This window comes from Campylobacterota bacterium (genome assembly GCA_020633995.1).
Taxonomy (GTDB): Bacteria; Babelota; Babeliae; order Babelales; family RVW-14; genus JACKCO01.
Genome location: JACKCO010000003.1, coordinates 677,635 through 697,006, shown reverse-complemented (window position 1 = coordinate 697,006; position 19,372 = coordinate 677,635). Strand labels below are relative to the sequence as shown.

15 protein-coding genes are annotated in these 19,372 nt (G+C 40.6%); 3 read left to right on the top strand and 12 right to left on the bottom strand.

Features of this window, described 5'->3' with window-relative positions; all coding sequences use genetic code 11:
• Positions 1 to 267: 267 nt before the first annotated feature.
• A complete protein-coding gene (locus tag H6679_02950; GenBank protein ID MCB9493207.1) occupies positions 268 to 1,617 on the top strand; it encodes an ankyrin repeat domain-containing protein in 1,350 nt (449 codons plus the stop codon).
• Between the two features lie 43 nt (positions 1,618 to 1,660).
• Here the strand turns inward: H6679_02950 and H6679_02945 are convergent, their stop codons facing one another.
• Positions 1,661 to 3,541 (bottom strand): ankyrin repeat domain-containing protein, encoded by a 1,881-nt coding sequence (locus H6679_02945; GenBank protein ID MCB9493206.1) that lies wholly within the window; start codon positions 3,539 to 3,541, stop codon positions 1,661 to 1,663.
• Positions 3,542 to 3,771: 230 nt separating this feature from the next.
• Here H6679_02945 and H6679_02940 point away from each other — a divergent pair, with 230 nt between their 5' ends.
• The gene (locus H6679_02940) at positions 3,772 to 5,019 is read left to right on the top strand and encodes a histidine--tRNA ligase (GenBank protein MCB9493205.1); all 1,248 of its coding nucleotides are present in this window, start codon (positions 3,772 to 3,774) and stop codon (positions 5,017 to 5,019) included.
• Positions 5,020 to 5,022: 3 nt separating this feature from the next.
• Here the strand turns inward: H6679_02940 and H6679_02935 are convergent, their stop codons facing one another.
• Positions 5,023 to 5,676 carry a hypothetical protein gene (locus H6679_02935; GenBank protein MCB9493204.1) on the bottom strand — a complete coding sequence of 218 codons (654 nt, stop codon included), beginning with the start codon at positions 5,674 to 5,676 and terminating at the stop codon, positions 5,023 to 5,025.
• A gap of 581 nt (positions 5,677 to 6,257) precedes the next feature.
• On the opposite strand from H6679_02935, the gene H6679_02930 reads away from it, so the two are divergent.
• Positions 6,258 to 7,724 carry a UDP-N-acetylmuramoyl-L-alanyl-D-glutamate--2,6-diaminopimelate ligase gene (locus H6679_02930; protein MCB9493203.1) on the top strand — a complete coding sequence of 489 codons (1,467 nt, stop codon included), beginning with the start codon at positions 6,258 to 6,260 and terminating at the stop codon, positions 7,722 to 7,724.
• Between the two features lie 4 nt (positions 7,725 to 7,728).
• Here the strand turns inward: H6679_02930 and H6679_02925 are convergent, their stop codons facing one another.
• The 10 genes from H6679_02925 to H6679_02880 are packed head-to-tail and all read right to left on the bottom strand — an operon-like array spanning position 7,729 to position 19,267.
• Positions 7,729 to 9,486, bottom strand: coding sequence for an ABC transporter ATP-binding protein (locus H6679_02925; protein MCB9493202.1), 1,758 nt, complete (start codon positions 9,484 to 9,486; stop codon positions 7,729 to 7,731).
• Entirely contained in the window at positions 9,483 to 10,298 is an 816-nt protein-coding gene (locus tag H6679_02920; protein ID MCB9493201.1) for a class I SAM-dependent methyltransferase, read from the bottom strand. Before H6679_02920 ends, H6679_02925 begins: the two co-directional genes overlap by 4 nt.
• A complete protein-coding gene (locus H6679_02915; protein MCB9493200.1) occupies positions 10,279 to 11,532 on the bottom strand; it encodes a glycosyltransferase family 4 protein in 1,254 nt (417 codons plus the stop codon). The genes H6679_02920 and H6679_02915 overlap by 20 nt, the downstream gene beginning before the upstream one ends.
• Positions 11,533 to 11,552: 20 nt before the next feature.
• Positions 11,553 to 12,959, bottom strand: a complete 1,407-nt coding sequence (locus tag H6679_02910; GenBank protein MCB9493199.1) for a UDP-glucose/GDP-mannose dehydrogenase family protein — start codon at positions 12,957 to 12,959, stop codon at positions 11,553 to 11,555.
• A complete protein-coding gene (locus H6679_02905) occupies positions 12,956 to 14,119 on the bottom strand; it encodes a glycosyltransferase family 4 protein (GenBank protein ID MCB9493198.1) in 1,164 nt (387 codons plus the stop codon). Before H6679_02905 ends, H6679_02910 begins: the two co-directional genes overlap by 4 nt.
• A complete protein-coding gene (locus H6679_02900; GenBank protein ID MCB9493197.1) occupies positions 14,116 to 15,405 on the bottom strand; it encodes a glycosyltransferase family 4 protein in 1,290 nt (429 codons plus the stop codon). The genes H6679_02905 and H6679_02900 overlap by 4 nt, the downstream gene beginning before the upstream one ends.
• On the bottom strand, positions 15,405 to 16,058 hold the full coding sequence (locus H6679_02895) for a methyltransferase domain-containing protein (GenBank protein MCB9493196.1): 654 nt from the start codon (positions 16,056 to 16,058) through the stop codon (positions 15,405 to 15,407). Before H6679_02895 ends, H6679_02900 begins: the two co-directional genes overlap by 1 nt.
• Positions 16,042 to 17,154 carry a glycosyltransferase gene (locus H6679_02890; protein MCB9493195.1) on the bottom strand — a complete coding sequence of 371 codons (1,113 nt, stop codon included), beginning with the start codon at positions 17,152 to 17,154 and terminating at the stop codon, positions 16,042 to 16,044. The genes H6679_02895 and H6679_02890 overlap by 17 nt, the downstream gene beginning before the upstream one ends.
• Positions 17,151 to 18,323 carry a glycosyltransferase family 4 protein gene (locus tag H6679_02885; protein ID MCB9493194.1) on the bottom strand — a complete coding sequence of 391 codons (1,173 nt, stop codon included), beginning with the start codon at positions 18,321 to 18,323 and terminating at the stop codon, positions 17,151 to 17,153. The genes H6679_02890 and H6679_02885 overlap by 4 nt, the downstream gene beginning before the upstream one ends.
• On the bottom strand, positions 18,320 to 19,267 hold the full coding sequence (locus H6679_02880) for an SDR family oxidoreductase (protein MCB9493193.1): 948 nt from the start codon (positions 19,265 to 19,267) through the stop codon (positions 18,320 to 18,322). The genes H6679_02885 and H6679_02880 overlap by 4 nt, the downstream gene beginning before the upstream one ends.
• Positions 19,268 to 19,372: the final 105 nt, after the last annotated feature.

Below are 19,372 nucleotides of genomic sequence, written 5' to 3'. Positions count from 1 at the left end.
AAATTAAAGACTGCAAAGCCTTGATACAAACAGATTTTTTTTAAAAACACTAGAAGCAAAGACGTAACTTGCCATGTTAGATAATCATCTTTAGAATACATGTTAGATAATCATCTTTAGAATACCTGACTACCTTGCGTTTAAACCATTAACTCGAAGGGGCCATGTTAAGCGAATGCTGAAAGTCAACACTATATGATTCAGTGCAACGCAAGCACAGAACAACCAAAAGTATTGAATGTTAAATGCACATTTTAAGGATTTTTTATGAACAAAAAAAATATATTACTTTTCTCAATAGCAGCAGCACTTGTAACCACACATATTTCCGCTGCAGAAGAAAGAAGAACAACTCAAGACCACGTCATACTAGAAGTTGGAAATCAAACTCCACAGCACCAAATTGCAGTATCTACACAACATGAAGCTGGCATATTATTCGATCAACTACCTATAGAAACACAACTCAATATTATTTTGCCTAGAATAAAACAACTCAGAAGCGAAACGGGAGGAAGAATCGAACTAACGGAGGTCAGCAAACAAATTATTCGACGTAAGCTTGAACTCTTGGTCAAAGCTCCGAAACTAACAGGGCCAACTAAACTTGAGCTCCTTGCTCAGCTCGAAAACTGCTGGCAAGATCCATTTTTTGATCTATCCAAATATGCACAAGAAATCCTTGAAGAGAGCCGCCACGGTTCGTCAGAGTTTGCAACCCTGGTTATCTTTGCTTACAAAAACAGACTTCTTGGTAAAGATAGGGTAGATTCACAGCAAGTGATAGAAAAATATAATTTCCTACTCAAAGCACCTATTAAACCTAGATTAAAAGGCTTTGTATTTGCTGCAATGGCAGGATCATATTTTCAATCAGGCACGGTAACCTATTTTAACAACTCAAGTACCGCATCAGATTATTGTAGCGATGAAAAATTTAACCAGTTACTACAATTAACTACGATCCACGACGAAGAGCTGACAGCATTTGCTCGTGGCATACTGGACCAATCTAACACCCATAACTTTGCTAGCAACTCTCCTTTTTGCATTCCAGAAAGAATAAACCAACACCCTCTCGGGAAAAAATTGAATGAATTGCTTCAAAAAGACACCGCCGCTTACGTAGCAGTAAAACAAGGAGACATAGAGCAACTCAACAAAGCATTCAGTGAGGGAGGCAATCAAAACAGCAGATTTCACGGCGGAGTAAGCGAACGGAAAACCTTACTACATATTGCAGTGGATCATGCTAACAAAGAGATTATCGATTGGCTCGCCTTAAACCTAAACCTAGATCGTTATACATGGCAGGTTGACCCTAGGGACGGGGAATATAAAACACCACTACATCACGCTGCAGCAGGTGGCTATGAGGCTATAGTCTCACTTCTACTCACCGCAGGCGCAGACCCTGAAGCTGTTGATGAAACAGGCAAGACACCACTTGATTATGCTCAAACAGAGCAAATTCGTGCCGCTATACAAGAAAAAACAAGACGGAAACAACCAATTCCTTTTATGAATCAACACGTTGCAACACTCATCACTAGAAAAACTGATGACATGAGTGCCATGGGTCATCTTAAAGATAACCTACTTTCTTATTTCTACTAAAATCTTTTCAGACTACGAGGAGCACTTTTGTGCTCCTCGTTTCTTATCTTTCACGACGACCGTACCGCCAACGCCCGTCTTCTTGCCTACTCCCCCCCGTCTGACGCCCACTCCAACGCTGCGCCGATGGTACCTTCATGTCTTTCTTTTTCGATTGCCAACGAGACAGCATTGTTGCCCGTACCGGCTGAGGTGCCTGCGCAGGACCCTCTGGCCGCGGACGCGGTTGAGCCGGTTTTGCTAGCACCACGCGAGGTGGTTGATACGTGTCTTGTGGGGCTGGTCTTGGCGGTGGCATCCTTTCCTGATATTTTTTTGGCGCTCTCATTTCTTGGCGTTGAACCGAATCATCAAGCGTTTGCTTCATTTGCATTGCTCGCTGCTGGCGCATCTTGACCCGTTGAACGCGAACCTCTGTTGGCATAAGGCTTTTCTGCGAACTCTGCGGTCCGGACCTTCTTTTAGAAACCATTGAGCGAATAAAGCTCTTTCTAAGCGCTTCACGCTGTTGATCAACAATTTTTTCTGTCGCCACAAAGTTTTCAGCCTTTCTAAGCAAATCCGCAATCTTTGTGACCATTGTTTTAACAGTCACACCAAGTACTTTACCCCGTTGCTCAAATAAATCCTTCTTTTTGTACAAGCGCTTCCTAAAGCGATTAAAATCACTAATCATGTCACCATCTGGATCATCTTCTTTCTCTTTATCAATAGCAACGTGTGCACCATACATACGAAGCCCAGGGGTAACAGCATACAAAGCCTCAAGCGTATCAACAAGATCTTCGTCTTTACCTGATTCCAATGCATCGTTAACCAAGTCAACAACCAAATTCAACGGTGTTAGGTTTCCCTCGTTAAGGCCATTAACGTCCACACCCGAGGCAAACAAAATATTCATGATACGCTGAGAAAGGCGTAGGTCGTAATTTCCTAAAGCAAGTGCTGCCTCGTGTAACAAATTGTTTTCTTCAAAGTCGGTCATATTAATATCAAGTTTTTTCCCTTTTGGCAGAAAACAGTAGTGATAAACCAGATATTCAAAAACATCATTTTGACCGTTGATAATCGCATGATGCAATGGAGTTTTACCGCGAGCATTAACTGCACCAACCTCAAGTCCTTTGTTGATTAAATCAATAACAACATCCAACAGCCCATTCCAAGCGGCATCGTGCAGCAACGTATCTCCAGATCGAAAATCGACTGCTTGTTTCAATATTTTGCTTGGCATCTGCTTAATGAGCAGCTGAGCATACACCTGGTTGCCATGAATAATTGCATAAAACAGTGGTAACCGATCATCGCTATCACGCAGTTGAGCATCAGCACCACGGGCAAGCAAAAATTTTGCCACCTTAGTAATATCACGCTTGAGCACATTTCCCGCGACGTTAACCTGGGCCAGCTCATGCAGCAACGTCTTCCCATGAAACCGGGTATTAACGTCAAGATCATATGAGGGGGTAAATTCAAGAAGAGGTTCGAGTATATCAACTTTTGCAGAGGCAACAGCAGCGAACAATGCCCTAGATAATAAGTGAACAACATTATCTCGAGTAAGCGAATCATGCTTTGCACGCTCAAAATTGTTCTGCAGATGATCCAACACATTTTTGAGCGTCTCACACTTACCAAACGCGATAGATCGTTGTAGCAAATAATCATAAATTGTATCTGTATGACTCTGCTCTAGATAATCACTCTCTTCATCAAGTATATCACGCATATCCAGCACCAACTCATCAAGCTGTTTTTTAGAAAGAACGTCTGCTCGTTTAATGTCCCGGTCTATGTCTTCAAACAATTCATTAAATTCCTGCATTGAGTCTGCATATACCCCATACTGTTGTGAAGACAGAGAAACCGGTTGCATTAACAAACTAAAAACAAACAACAGAAGCACTTTATTTTGTTTTTTCATTTCACACCCCGAATAGCAATCAAAAAATCACACCTTTGTTTTGAGTTAAACGTAACGAAGTCACCCAAAAAAAATCAATAAATTGTAATTTCTTCAGCTTGTTCCATGGCCATGCTTACCTTTCCGGACAAGGTCGTAGATTCCTTTGTACTTTTTTACCGCTCGTGATAGGCTTTTTGGTAAACTTGTTTTAAAAAAACTGTCTTTATTAAAAAGTTAAAGGACACTGCATGGCTGTTTCTCGTGTTCGCGGTACTACCGATCTGTTAGATCTTGAATTACACAATTTTGTACTCACAAAAATCACCAACCACTTAGCACTGTACAACTTTAAAGAAATTCAAACACCGTTTATTGAACATACTGACCTTTTCATCCATGCGGTTGGACAAGAAACTGACATTGTCACCAAAGAAATGTACACCTTTCAAACACAAAGTGGCGAACAGTTATGCTTAAGGCCAGAGGGTACAGCTTCAATCATCCGTGCATATGTTGAAAACGGCGTACAGCAGTCACCTTGGAAAGTATTTACTTACGGGCCTATGTTTCGTCACGAGCGACCACAAAAAGGTCGATGGCGGCAGTTCTCACAATTTAGCATTGAAGTTATTGCATCAAAACACATCGAGCAAGACGCACACTTTTTGAGTATGCTTGATACACTGTTTGCCCAGACACTCAAACTTGAAAATTACGTTTTAAAACTCAACTTTTTAGGTTGTAGTGATGACCGGAAAAAGCACAAGGCCGATCTGCTTGATTTTTTAACCAAACACAACGATCAAATTTGCACCACGTGCCAAGTCAGAAAAGAAAAAAACATCCTCAGAACACTTGATTGCAAAAATGAAACATGCAAAAGCCTCTACCAAAACGCACCTAAAATAACAGAATTCCTGTGCGACGAGTGTGACCAAGAGTGGAAACAACTACAAGAATTATTGCAGCTCCTTTCGGTCAACTACATCGTTGATACAATGCTTGTACGGGGTCTTGATTACTACAATAAGACTGTTTTTGAGTTTTGCTCTGAGGAGCTTGGCTCACAAAGCGCATTTTGTGGTGGTGGACGATATCTACTTGGTAAGGGGGTGGGTGCCCGAGAGGATATACCAAGTATTGGTGTCGGCATTGGGATGGGCCGCGTCATGATGCTTGTTGAGCAAACACTTAACCAACATTCACTTCCCCAAAAACCTGCACTTTCTGTAGTCGTACCACTACAAACTGAGCAACAAGCTCTAGGCCTCATGCTGTGCTACGAGTTGACTAAAAATGGACTTCATACTGACATCATATTTGATACTGCTTCAGTAACCAACATGATGAAGCGAGCACACAAAACAGGTGCTCGCTATGCATTATTGCTTGGACCTGATGAGCAAGAAAACTCAACAGTTTCTGTAAAAGACATGCAAAAAGGAACAACAACCACAATGTCGCAGACTGAAGTTGTTGCTCTTTTAAAGCAATAAAAACTATTCAGCCATCGCTGATTTTACTGGTTTATTTTCAGTTTTTGCGGCATGAGCAGCACGCATGGTGACAACATGTTCTAGGTAAGACATTTGTTTCATTTGCATGTCAAAACCATGCGAATAACGAGAGTAGCTAACATCAAGATCTTTTTTTATACGCCTCATGTAGCTTCTAACTTGTTTGATTTTAACTTCGACAAGTGAATAAAAATGATTCTCTTGTTCGCTGCTCTCAAATTCTTTTGCCGGAGGGGAAGAAAGCAAAAACATAAAATATTGCTGCTCACCTAGAATTTCTTGAATCAAACGGTCAAGCAGCGCTACATATTTTGTAACACTCTCAACAGAACGTTTAACTTCTTTATCGTCAATTTTAAGCTGCCCGCTCTCTACCAATCGCTCAACCTTGGTATTTAACAAATCCCCCGACAATTGCGCTGTTTCTTTCTTTTTTTCAATATCAACCTTTAAAATCTCCAACGCCTTGAGTATCCCTTCAACTTTACTCCTAACGTCATCGGGCAAAACAATAGGCTTAAGCGGGATGTCACTGTCCTTATTTTCTACAACCTCTACTTGCTGCTCATTATTTCCTTGAGTAGCTGTTACTTCTGCCTGTAACACATTACTTTTCTCATCAACTACATTATTCATTATCGTTTCCATATGCTCAAATTTACACAGTAAAAAACACGAATTTTAAAGTGTACCTTATTAAAAAAAGACGAAATAGTAAAGCGCCCCCCATGTTAACAAAACAAAAATTGATAATTTCAGATAACTATCATTTGACTTTATCAATTTTATATAAACAGAAAAAAAACATCTCAAATAAAAAAAATCACACAATACAAAAATACTCTTCTAAAGGCCTTATTAACTATTTTTTGTCCTTATTTTACTAAAACATCATTTATTCTTTTTCTTTATTCAAACTGAAACTGTTTTTTTGTATGTATTTCCTATAAACCCTCTGCCTGAAACGTAAATCATAAAAACAAAGACTACTTACTCACATTAATGTGAGTAAGTAGTCAAAAGCTGAAAAGAATATACCGCGTAGAAATAAAAAACCAAACTGTATCACTTTAAAACAATAACAAATATGATCTACCAGTAAGCATAACCAATATATTTACATAACATTAAAAAGAGCGACAAGAAACACACTGGCTATAAATATACATAATACCTAAGCTGTTGGCAGATAGGCTAACCTTTGGTAGGATCATCTAATGTCTTTTAGTAACATAAAACACGAACTTTCAAAAATGCAAAATAACCTTTTATCTGAAATATACACCGTTACTTGTCACTCACAAAAGGTTGGCACGGGCTCAACTTTTTTTGCTATTACCGGTCACAAACAGGAAGGCAAAAAATATATCCATGATGCGCTTGAACGTGGTGCAAAAAAAATAGTTATCGAAGAAAATAATGTTGACCAGAGCCTATTAGACCTTTGCAAACAATTTGGCGCGACGCTGGCAACGTCAAAGAATATACGGCAAGAGCTGGCACATGCATCGGCACAGGCTGCTAATTTCCCGGCAAAAAAATTAAAAATCATAGGCATTACCGGCACTAAGGGAAAAACCAGTACTACGTTTTTAATCGAACACATCCTTAAACAAACCGGCCACAAAACTGCACTGATTGGCGGGGTCTGTAACAAAATACTTAATCAGGCACAGGCAAGTACGCTGACAACACCAAACAGTGACTACTTACATATATTCTTTGCTGAATGTGTTAAACAGCAGGTTGAATATGTCGTCATGGAAGTATCATCACACGCACTTAGTTTAGATCGTGTCTATGGAGTTGAATTTGATGTTGTTGGTTTTACAAACCTATCATCAGAACATATGGATTTCTATAACTCGATGGAGCAATATTTTGCAGCAAAACTTAAGCTCTTTGATCAGGTTAAAAAAGATGGCAAAATTATTATCAACAACGATGATACCTGGGGATCTCAAGCAGGCATACATGCAAAAAAACTACATAGACAGGTCATCTCATTTAAACAAGGTGCTCCAGACAATGATGGATACCACCACTTTACCATCACAAATAACACACTAGCAGGGATAACGCTACAACTTGGCCAAACATGGCAGCTGGCAACTTCAACACTTTTTGGCCTTTTCAACGCCCAAAACATAACTATGGCAAGTCTGACCTGCAAACAACTGGGCTTGCCTGAACAAAGCATTTCTCAAGCTCTTACGTCATTTCCAGGCGTACCAGGCAGGCTTCAACCCCATCAACTTAAAAATGGTGTATATGCTTTTGTTGACTTTGCTCATTCACCGGGTGCAATGGAACAAGTACTCAAAACACTGCGCCCATTCACTCATAATTTAATTGTTGTTTTTGGTTGCGGTGGTGATCGAGATACAAGCAAGCGACCAATGATGGGCATGCTTGCCGAAAAATATGCTGACCATATTATTATCACTGACGATAATCCTCGGACAGAAAACCGAGAATCCATAGCCCGTGATATTTTGCAAGGCATCAATAATCAGGATCGAGTAACTACTATTCTTAACCGCGCAGAAGCAATCGCGCAAGCAGCAAGTCTTGCTACAGAAGGCTCAATCATCACGCTACTCGGCAAGGGGCATGAGACACATTACCTTATCAATGGTGAAAAAAAATATTTCAGCGATATTGAAAATATTCGACGCTATTGATCGGTCAGGGTAAGGTTTGTTTATGCTCTTCTTCATAACTGCGTGAAACATTCTCAAGCTGATCGTAAGACACACAACGTATCCCATTGCCATCAAGCTCATAAATTTTGTCGCACCGAGCAACAGTTGAAAGTCGATGAGCAACAATGATCATCGTCTTATTTTGATTTTCCTGATAAATATCACGCATAACCGCAGCCTCAGTCTGACTGTCGAGCGCTGAGGTCGCTTCATCAAGAATTAATAACTCAGGATTACCATACAACGCACGAGCAATAGCAATGCGCTGTTTTTGTCCACCACTCAATTTGACACCACCTTCACCAAGTTGAGTTTGAATACCTTCGAGTGTTTGAAGATACTCATAGATATGCGCTTCCCTTAAACACTGTACAACCCGGGCTTGGTCGTACGCTCGGCCAAAGACAACATTTTGCGCAACTGTTCCATCAAATAAGTAGATGGCTTGCGGAATATAACCAATTTTTTTGCGCCATGCTTTTAAGTTACCTGGTGTAAGCTCTTTCCCATCAATCAGAATTTTTCCATGCTCAAGGCAGTGTACCCCCATCATCAGATCAAGCAAGGTGCTTTTGCCCCCGCCACTTGAACCAATAATTGCAACGTGCTCACCCTTGGTAATTTCTAGTGAAATAGTGCTTAAGACAGGTGTTCTGCCTGGATACGCAAATGAAATATCTTGCAATGCTATCTGGTTCTTAAACTCAATCTGCTCATCGCCCAACTGCTCTGTTTTGCATGCAACATAATCGTTAATTTTGTCTACCGCTGGCCGCGAAAAAAAGACCTGATTCACACATGCAAGAATCTTGTTAACTGATGGCAAAAATCGATAAAATGCTAGCGAATACATAGATACTATGGGCATCATGGCATGATGATCATGTCGATAGCAAATGAAGTAAATAATAATAGCAAGCAAGATGGTGCACCCCATCCCTTCAAGCACAAACCGAGGACATGCTTGCAATGTCGCGTTCAACGCATTTGCTCGCGAGTACCCAAGCATTGATTCATTAAATTTTTCTGTCATAAAGTCTTGGTTACTCAACAGGCGAATGAGCTTGAAATTACCAAATGACTCATTAAAAATCTTCTGCGTTTGTACCGAGTGTATGTGACTTTTATTACCAGCCTTTTTTATACTCCTAGAAAACAGAAAAATCAAAATACCACTCTGTGCCGCTAACAAGATTGTTAACAAAACAGTCATTTTCCAGTTGATGTAAACAAGCATGCCATAAACGGACAAAATCGTCAGAACTTCTGCGCATACAATTAATAACGACGATAAAATATAGGTAAAGCAAACAGATGCATGAAAAATCATTGAACTAATTGCTGCTGAATTTTGCCTGACTACTTCTCCCGTGTTCATTGATAAAAAATGTTGGAAAAATCTTGTTGAAAAATCATAGTGCTTGGCAAACGAAAAACGTGTTATGACAAAAACAAGCGCCACATTAAGCACACTACGCAGTAGGTAAAAAGCAATCAGCAAAAATCCTGTTACAAGAAAAAAATCAAATGGTCCTTGGCTGCCAAGTATGTCACGTCCCCAGACATAGTACTTATTTTGTTCAACAACATCAAATCGTGTTGCTAAAGAGATGAAAGCCATAACACCTGTTATACTGGCCATCTCAATAAGTGATACCAAAAATGATATCCCCAATAGTCCCAGTACGACAAGACGATCACGCTTTGATAAAAGTGTATAAATTTGGTGGATTAAATTCATAAATCTCTAGATGATAACTTCTCAAGCTCAAACCGCATAAACCAACCAACACGCTGCCAACCAAGCAGCGTTGCCAAAAATCGTGCAAATCCTTGTACTGGAGACGAGGCGTAATACAACAAATCATGGTTTGAAACAGTCGTATCAAGGGCGCGTAAGGCAACAGGAAATTTTGACACTAAAGCCTTGAGCTCTTTTCGTGTCAACGCCTTTGTTCCGTAACTTTCCTGATGGTTGTACAAAATAGTTTGAAAACTTTGAAATGGCCGCCCACGTAGCACCCCAAAACGTAGATACTGGTAAAATGCAAACAGCGAACGGCGGTTGTACACCATCACCTTGATTTTACCACCTGGCTTTGTAACACGTACAATTTCTCTTAAACACTGCTCAATATCATGTGAATGGTGAATAACTCCCCATGAATAAACAAGATCAAACGTGTTATCCTCATGCGGTAGACTTTCAGCATCTGCGACACGTACATCGTGCGCTTCAAGATTATATAATGCAAGGCGGGTACGAACATGGTCAATTGATTCTTGCGTTAAATCAATGCCATGTGCTTGAGCGCCCGCACGTACCCACTGTAAAAAGTCTGAACCGGCACCAGTCCCTACCTCTAAAACTTTTTTATCTCTAAACCGGGTAAATTGTGCAAATGAAAAAATTTCTGGTTCAATCAGATAACGAAAATCTTCTACAGCCTCAAAATACTCTTTGCTGTACTTGCTCTGGTCAATAAATTCTGTACCACATGCTGCATGATTCCAATAATCTTTTACCCGCTCTTTAAATTGTTGGGGTTTCATACTTCTCACTCCCCTGGCTATGTGTTTCCTCTTTTTTTAACGCAGCGTGATACAATCTTTCAATCTTTCTAACATAGTGATTCATGTGAAATCGCTGCACACAAAACTCATAAGCACATTGTCCCATATGGTCACTAACCGCAGTGTTGGTCAACAACATCGCAAGCTTTTCAACCCACAGATTTTGCTTATACGGTGGAATAAGAAAGCCGGTGTAACCATCTCGAACAAGCTCATCAAGCGGAGCAAGTGCTGACGCAATGACAGGCTTTTTCATAAACCCAGCCTCTATAATTGGCCGTGCAAAATGTCCTACACTAGCGGGAAAAACGACAACGCGACTAGCAGCCATCACCTCAGGAACATTCTCAATTGCCCCCAAAAAAACAACCGACTCTGCTAGCTGTTCGACGACTCGCTGTACTCTCCGTTTATACCAAGCAAAGGGCGACAGCATTATACGCAAATGACCACCATCGTTCTGCATAGAAAAATAGCCAGCCACCAACAGTTTTGCCTGTGGCATAATTTTCAGGAGCTGCTGAAATATCAAAAGAATTTCTAGTGTTCCTTTTTGTTCAGACAATCCCCCCAAAAACAAAATAACAGGATCACCCTGTTTTATTCCATATCGCTTGAGCATTTTGCTTGCTGTAAAACGAGTATAGTCAAACGTTCGACCATCGACGGCGTTATGCGTTACAAATGTCTTTTGCAAACCTAACCATGGTTTACCATCAGTATGAGAAATGGGGATAATGTAATCTGCATAACGCGCTATAACTTTTTCTATAAATCTTTTACGTATTCCCAGATACCCATGAGCTAAAGGCTCACGTATGTGCCAAACAACAGGAATCTTTTTTTGGCTAGCTACAACAGCCCATGCTATCAATGAACTCGTATTAAGGTGTACCAGATCAGGCTTAACAAGATCTAACCACTTATCTGCTAGGCTATAACGTGTTAACAACGTATCTTTAAGCGCCTTCAAAAAATAAGGAGCGTGATACCAAGAAAAAGACCAAATCCTGGTATGCGGAAAATCACCAACACCAATCGGGCCAACAACGTCAATCCCAGCATCTTTGAAAAGTTTTATGATTGATGATTGATACAAAAAAAGAACAACCGGATGAAACTTTTTTCTGTCAAGAGCTTTAATAAGATAGAGCAGGCTTAAGCCTGCTCCTCCAATACCTTTACCATGATGGATATAAAGAATCGTTTGCATAGCAACTCAATCTTTTATGATTATAGACTTGCCTCGCTTCTCGTATTCGATACCGTATCTGTCTGTATGTGTAACCGATCCCCTCCATCTTTGCTTACATCAGTTAGCATCTGTCTCCCTAAAGCAAGATATGTGACGCCGGCCTTTCTAACACGATCAGCATCAAGGCAGTTACGTCCGTCAAAAATAACCCTGTCTTTAAGCATGACAAATTCTGTTTCATTAAATGCCAAAAACTCTTCCCATTCAGTCAACAAAGCAAGTGAATGAGCATACACAAGCACCTGTAACGCATTTGTAGCATAGGTCAGCTGCTTGCCAAAAATATTTTCTATATGGCGCATCCCAGCCGGATCATACACAATAATTTCGGCACCAAGATCTAATAATTTACGAATAATATCGATGGCGGGAGCACAACGAATATCATCGGTATGCGGTTTAAATGTTAACCCCCATATACCAATTCGCTTACCTTTAATATCATTTGCATAGTACGCAAGAATTTTTTCAACAAAAATATTTCTTTGCAACTCATTAGCACAATCCGCCTCTTGCATAAGCGTCATAGGCTGATTATTTTCTTTCCCCATATGGATAAGCGCTTTTACATCTTTGGGAAAACAACTGCCTCCATAACCAATGCCAGCTCGCAAAAATTGTTTTCCAATACGCTTATCACTTCCCATTCCTGTTTCTACCGCTTGAATGTCTGCACCAGTTTTATCTGCAAGCAGTGCAAGCTGGTTCATAAAGCTAATACGCAATGCAAGCATGGCATTTGATGCATACTTAGTAAGCTCTGCTGACTCAACAGCCATATCAATAAATTGATCGTGTTCCTGGCAGAAAGGCTTGTACAACATCCACAACGTCTGCAACGCCTGATCTGACTCCACGCCAACAATTACTCTATCCGGAATAAAGAAATCATTAACAGCACTTCCTTCCCGTAAGAACTCAGGATTTGAGGCTACATCAAATGCTTGGCTACTTCCCCGTTTTTCCAGTTCTGCTGCGATCACTTCTTTAATTTTTCTTACCGTTCCAACCGGTGCTGTAGATTTATTAACAACAACAGCATAAAAATCTAAATGCTTACCAATCTCTTTTGCCGCACTAAAAACATATGTTAAATCAGCAGCACCATCACTTTGAGAAGGGGTTCCAACACATGAGAAAATAATTTCAGGTTTGTGCTCCATAGCTTGAGCAATATTATCAACAAAAACAAGCGACTCTTTTTGTATCCCTTCATACACCAAAGCATCTAAACCCGGTTCATAAAAGGGAACTTTTCCTTGCTTAAGCAGTTCAAATTTTTCAGGATTGTTTTCGACAAGAATGACTTGATTATCTTTACGAGAAAAACAGGCGGCCGTTACAAGACCAACATAGCCACCACCAATCACCATAAGTTTTTTCATGACTTCCTCTCTAACCTTTTTTCTAATAACAATTGCCAAAAAGCGTATGTTGATCTGGCAATTTTTTCATGTGAGTAATGCTGAATCACTCTCTGATAGCCCCTTTGCTTAAGCGACTCTCTTAAAGCCTCATCTTGCATTAAAGTTTTTAATTGTGCAAGTAAAGATTGTTCATTTTTTTGTTGAAAAATAAGTCCGGCATCCCCTACAACAGCGGGTATATCGCCCGCATCACTTGCAAGAACTGCAACCCTGCATGCCATAGCCTCAATCAAGACATGACCAAATTGCTCCTTCCATTCAGGCGTATCATACGAAGGTAAAACTAAGATTTCAGCTTGAGCAATTAAGGGAGCCACCAGCTCATGACTCATTGGCTTTTCTAGCTGAACGTATTCACTTATACCCCATTCCTGCAATGCACTGACCAGATCGCACTTGTCTGCTCCCGTCCCAACAAATACAAGTCTCCAATCACGATTATCCTGTATGAGTTTTCCAAATACGTGAGCCAATAAAAAAATTCCTTTTTCACGAATAAAGCGTCCAACAAATATTATTTTTTTTATTCGTGTATCTATTTTTTGAGCTGGCTTGAATAATGCACAATCAACACCAAGCTGCGGTAACGTTTTTACTGGCTGTTTAAACCCCTGCTCGCGCAAAAGCTTCTGCGCACTGCAATTGCCGGTGATTGCGCCTTCAGAAAAAAAACGATTAATTTTTTGAACATATTGCCAAAAAATACGGTACCCCAGATTTACCTTGGGCTTCCAATTGATCCATGTAAAAAAAACACAGCTGGATTGAATCGACAATATTTTTAAAAAAAATATTGTCTGCAGGTAAGCAAGCGAACAGTCACCCTGCTCAACGTGCGCAACATCAGGGGCAATCTCTTTAAGCAGAGTAAAAAAACTAATCGGCTTATAAAAATACCTACTTTCATTACCCGCATAATACACATCAAGTGCTACAAATCTACAATTCTTCAATCCATAAAACGATTCGGTCTCAACATCATACGATCGAAGCGTTCCCAACCATTTTTTTGGATAAATAACCGTTATAAATACGTCGCAGTACAAACGTGCAAGCGTTAACCATTTTTCGCGATTAACTGACGCAATATAAGTGTGGCTAATAACAAGTACTTTCATAGAGTATTATGGCGCTGCTCATAGCGCATAACTTTTTCTAAAGCATCAACTCCACCATCACAAAAAGCAAACCATTGCTCAAGCTCTGGATATGTCTGAACAAACGCTTCTTTCATAATCGCATGAACCATGGAATAGGAAAATTCACTACGCACGAGCATCTGCCCATTCAGAGAAAGCTTAGTGTACAAAGCTTGATTAGACAAAACAGTAATAACAGAATCAGACATGGCTTGCACATCATTTACCGCAACCAGATAACCCGTTTGGTCATCATGAACAAAATCACGAGTACCGCCACAGTCGGTAGAAACAACTGGAATTCCATGTGATAATGCCTCAAGACCAACAATTCCAAGTCCCTCCTGATGCGATGTAATCAGTAAAACCGAAGCTTTTTCATACAGTTGATTACGCTCTTGATCGCTCACGCGTCCAGTAAAATGAACATGTTTAAAAGAAGAGAAATTTTTAAATGGTCGTAAAACATCTTCTGCAGGCCTGTCACCAACCACATACAACACGGCGTCTGGCATCTTTGTATAAATATTTTCAAACGCCGTCAAAAGCATCGTAATATTTTTTCGAGGATCACTAAACCGCCCAACGGCAAGCAAAACATTTCCTTGAAATGTTTTTTCTTTGTACACAAAAAAACTATTTTGTTTAATCGGATATCCACATCGGGCAATTGCCCCCCTATGTCTCGCTGCTAAATGATGAAAGGCATTTTTTGCATACTCACTCGTAGCAAGCGTAAAACTGGCACTTTCAAGAACATTCCGCTCTATCCCTAACATCTTTTTGTGTGCAAGACTATCAATAAGCTTTCTCACACCCTTCATGGCCGCAACACGTGCAAACCGATCATGGTCGTATGGCGTAGCTAGCCACAATAAATATTTTTTATCAAGTTGCAAAAAAGGATGTCCTGCTATCGCCGTACCACTAATGGCAAAACAATATTCATAGTCATTGAGCAGTTCATGCCAATACGGACGAGTATATGCGTAATGACCCGGCTCCCAAAAAGCCCAGCGAGCACCAACCTCAATACAATTCATATCAAAATAACGTGTACGTCTTGTAGACGATGAAAACTTCAACCGACGAAGGCTTGTCGAGATCTCTTGGTCAAAACCCAAACAAAATACTGTCGGCTCAAAATAGTTTTCGCAAAATTGATATGCTGTTTTAACAAGTGAAAGTACGCCACCATACACGTAAGAGTTTTTGAGTGTTAGCAAGGCAACTTTGGGCTTGACTAACTGCGATCCGGTCCTCACTACACACACTCCTTTTTAGCAACAAAAAAAAGATCTGACGACAGACCAGTTTTGATTACCCCCAATTTACGCAATAATCCACACATTTTTCTAATTGGGTAGCGACAAAAATCTGGAAAAAATTCAGCTATAACCTGAGGCGAGATACCGCCACATTTTTGAATAAATAGAACTTCAAAACCACTTTTTGCCAGAGCCTGTTCTATTGTTGCAGGAAGATAGTAACGCTTGTGCGTTATGTCTGATCTATGTTTAAACGTCAGATTATAGGCTGGCAAAAAGCCATCGTCATCGTGCGGTACAGAACCTATAAGTACGCCATCTGGCGCACATACACGATACAGCTCATCAGTAAGTAGCTGCTCGTTTGAGATGTGCTCGATGATATCAAATGCCAAAATTGTATCAAAAGAGTTGTCAGACAAAGAAATGAGTGGTTGCTCCAGATCAAGATTAAGATAGGAAAAATCTTTTATCTCGTCCGGCTCGTATAAATCAATTGCCGTTACCTGTATAGCCTTGTTTCGCTCACCAATCCAACGACTGTATAAACAATGCCCGGCACCTACATCAAGAACACGCTGTCCCCGCAAATAACGTTCTATATAGTTAACTTTAACTGGTGAAAGCCTTTTTTCATACGCAACCGTCATAACACAAACCTTTCTCACTACTTTCTTGCTCAAACAAGCTCATGATCATCTCAAGCTGTTTTTTCAAACCAAAGGATTGAACAACACGATGGGCACGCAAAGCAATTTCTTCGCGTTCTTTTGTATGATCTAAATAAAATCTAACTTTAGTAACAAGATCTTGCACACTGGTAAAACATACAATACTTTCTCCCTCACAAAACAACTGCTCCGCCTGTTCTACGCTATATTGCGTCAACATAAACGCTCCCGCAGCGGGCGCTTCAAACGTACGCATATTGTGAGCTGTCATATTTTGTTGGCGCAAAAAATTTAAAACAATTTTGCTACAACGAAATATTTTTATAAGTTCTGCTCCGTAGCGCGCAGGCCCTTGCCATATCGTTTTTATGTACTGATTAGCGCTCACTGCATGTTGCCAGTTATTTCCCCACAGCGCTATGCGCTTTTGAGGAAAGTTTTTAACAAGTTCGGTCAACCATGCCTCACGCTCAGGGTCCCACGTTCCAACAAAACTAATGTCACTTGTGTAAAATTCTTTTTCTATCAAGGAAATTGTTATCGGTTGCTCAAAAAGCTCTTGATCAAAAGCAAGAGGAAAATAAAACACCCGCTTTGCACCAGCAGAAGTGAGTGAAGGAATCAACATTTTCGACCATATCAAAAAATAATCATACAGCGGGAGTCCGTTTAATACCTGCGCATTCGCATTCCCATTCCATAGCGAAAATGGATTATCTGGATAAAAACAAGCAAGACGTGTATTGCATGCCTTTAATGTTCTCATCGTTGATAGCGTTATGTTGTCAGGCTTTATAAAAAAAACCATGTCTGGCCTAAAGCGCTGTACATGTTGCACAAGCAATCTATTGAGCAATATGTCGTTAATTCTTTTTATGTGATATGGCAACAGATTTGGATTGCTACGTGAGTAAAACGGCATCACTATTTTGCGAATATTAAACCCGCTCACCACATAGCCAAGTTGCCCGAAAGTTCTATAAAAAGATGATGCATAGGTATAAACATTTTGATCAGGACTAAAAAAACCAACAACCAAAACTTTTTTTATTGATGCGATTGCTACTCCTCTCACACATTCAAAATCTGCTGATATAGGCTATATACCTGTTGCCCATAATGGTCCCATGTTAAACTTTTAACCGTTTGTTGTGCGCATCTGCCCATCTCAAAACATGCTTCACGATGCTGATAGCACCACGCCAAACAAGCTGCTAACGCTTGAACATTTGCATGCGGTACAATAAAGCCCTGCTGATAATCTTGCACTAACTCGCCAGCACCAACATGATCAGAACAAATAACGGGAATACCACTTGCCATTGCCTCAGTCACAACCATACCAAAACCTTCATCAATGGAGGGTAAGGCCAAAACCGTAGCCTGCTGGTAAAGCTTTTTAAGCTGTTGATGCGAAACAGAACCCATAATTTTTACATTTTTTTTCATGGGCAATCGCTTTAAGACGGCTTCACAATCTTTTTGCATGCCCCCAACAAGCAGGAGTTCCGCATCATTGTCAGGAAGATTCAGTTCATTCCATGCCTGAATCAAATACGGCACGCCTTTACGAATGCTGAGCAACCCGGCAAAAAGAACAATAAATTTTTTAACATACGTATCTCGCGATTCAAGCGATGTTAGCGGTGCTCCATCAATGCCACATGGCACTTTCAAAACTTTATCGCGAGCAACCCCCTGTCGATAAAAACTCTGACAAACCACCTCAGATGGTGTCATAATGTAGTCTGCTAGCTCATATTCTGCAAGCATGCGCTCCATGTTTTTTTTGTTAATCGGCTCATAGCAAATACCCCAACGGTCATACTCTTGAGTGAGCAACTGAGCTTGGTCTTTGATGTGAAAAGAGCCAGACTCAATAATTACCTTGGCTCCTTTTTGCCGTACAAAGGGAATGGTTTTGAGCACATAATCAGCCCAACCAACAAATATGTCAAAGGGTTCTAACGCCTGAATTTTTTTTGCTACCCATGTATCAAACAACGCATCTTGCGTAGCATTACACCACGATTTGTTAACAAATCGACGCACCTGCAACCGGCATGCAAGCCAGTTGACAAACTTGCACACAGTACTTTGGTCAACTACACTGCGTGGTAAATAATCAAAGTCACTGTTCTGCGCACTAAAACTGAAAAATTTTGCAAGCGAATTACGCCTTGCCAGCTGCTTTGCTAAATGAAATGCATGGAATCGTCCGCCCGCTGAGAGCACAACTCTCATTCAAGTTCCTTAGCAAAATACTCAACGGTCTGTTCAAGCCCGTGTTTCAAATCAACTTTTGGCTCCCAGCCCAACAGGCTTTTTGCCTGCGTAATGTCGGGGCAACGCTGTGTTGGATCATCCTCAGGCAGAGGCTTAAAGCTGATCACCGACGAACTGTCTGTAAAGCTTTTGACATGCTTAACCAGATCAAGCACGGTAAATTCATCGCAGTTACCAAGGTTGATTGGCCCTGTAATTTCTTTGTCAGACTGCATCATGGCAATGATGCCGTTGATCAAATCATCAACATAACAAAATGACCGCGTTTGCGTGCCATCACCATAAACGGTAAGTGGTTCATTTTGCAGTGCCTGGATAATAAAATTACTCACAACACGACCGTCGTTGACATCCATGTTTGGACCATAGGTATTAAAAATTCGAATAACCTTGATATCAACATTATGCATGCGATGATAATCAAAAAATAATGACTCTGCACACCGCTTGCCTTCATCATAGCAAGCACGAATGCCAATTGGATTCACATGACCACGGTACTGCTCAGTCTGTGGATGCTCAAGCGGATCACCATACACCTCGCTCGTTGATGCTTGCATAATGCGTGCACCGTGCTTTTTTGCAAGTTCAAGCATATTCAGCGCACCAAGCACACTCGTCTTGGTTGTCCTGACTGGATCTTTTTGATAATGAACGGGCGATGCTGGGCAAGCAAAATTAAAAATCCAATCAACATCTAGGTCAATTGGATCAATAATGTCGTGCTCCATAAACGTAAAATTTTCATTATCCTTGCACTCAGCAAGGTTTTTAAGGCTACCCGTGCTCAGATCATCAAGCACAATGACACTATACCCTTGCTCAAGCATGCGCTTTGTTAAATGACTACCGAGAAACCCGGCTCCCCCCGTGATGAGAACACGATGATTTGATTGGTCCATGATACTACTCTCTCACTTTTTTGATTGATGCTTTTTGCTCGAGTGTAGCACAAAACAAAAAAAGAGGCAGCCATTAATGGCTGCCTCTTAAATCCTAAAAACTAG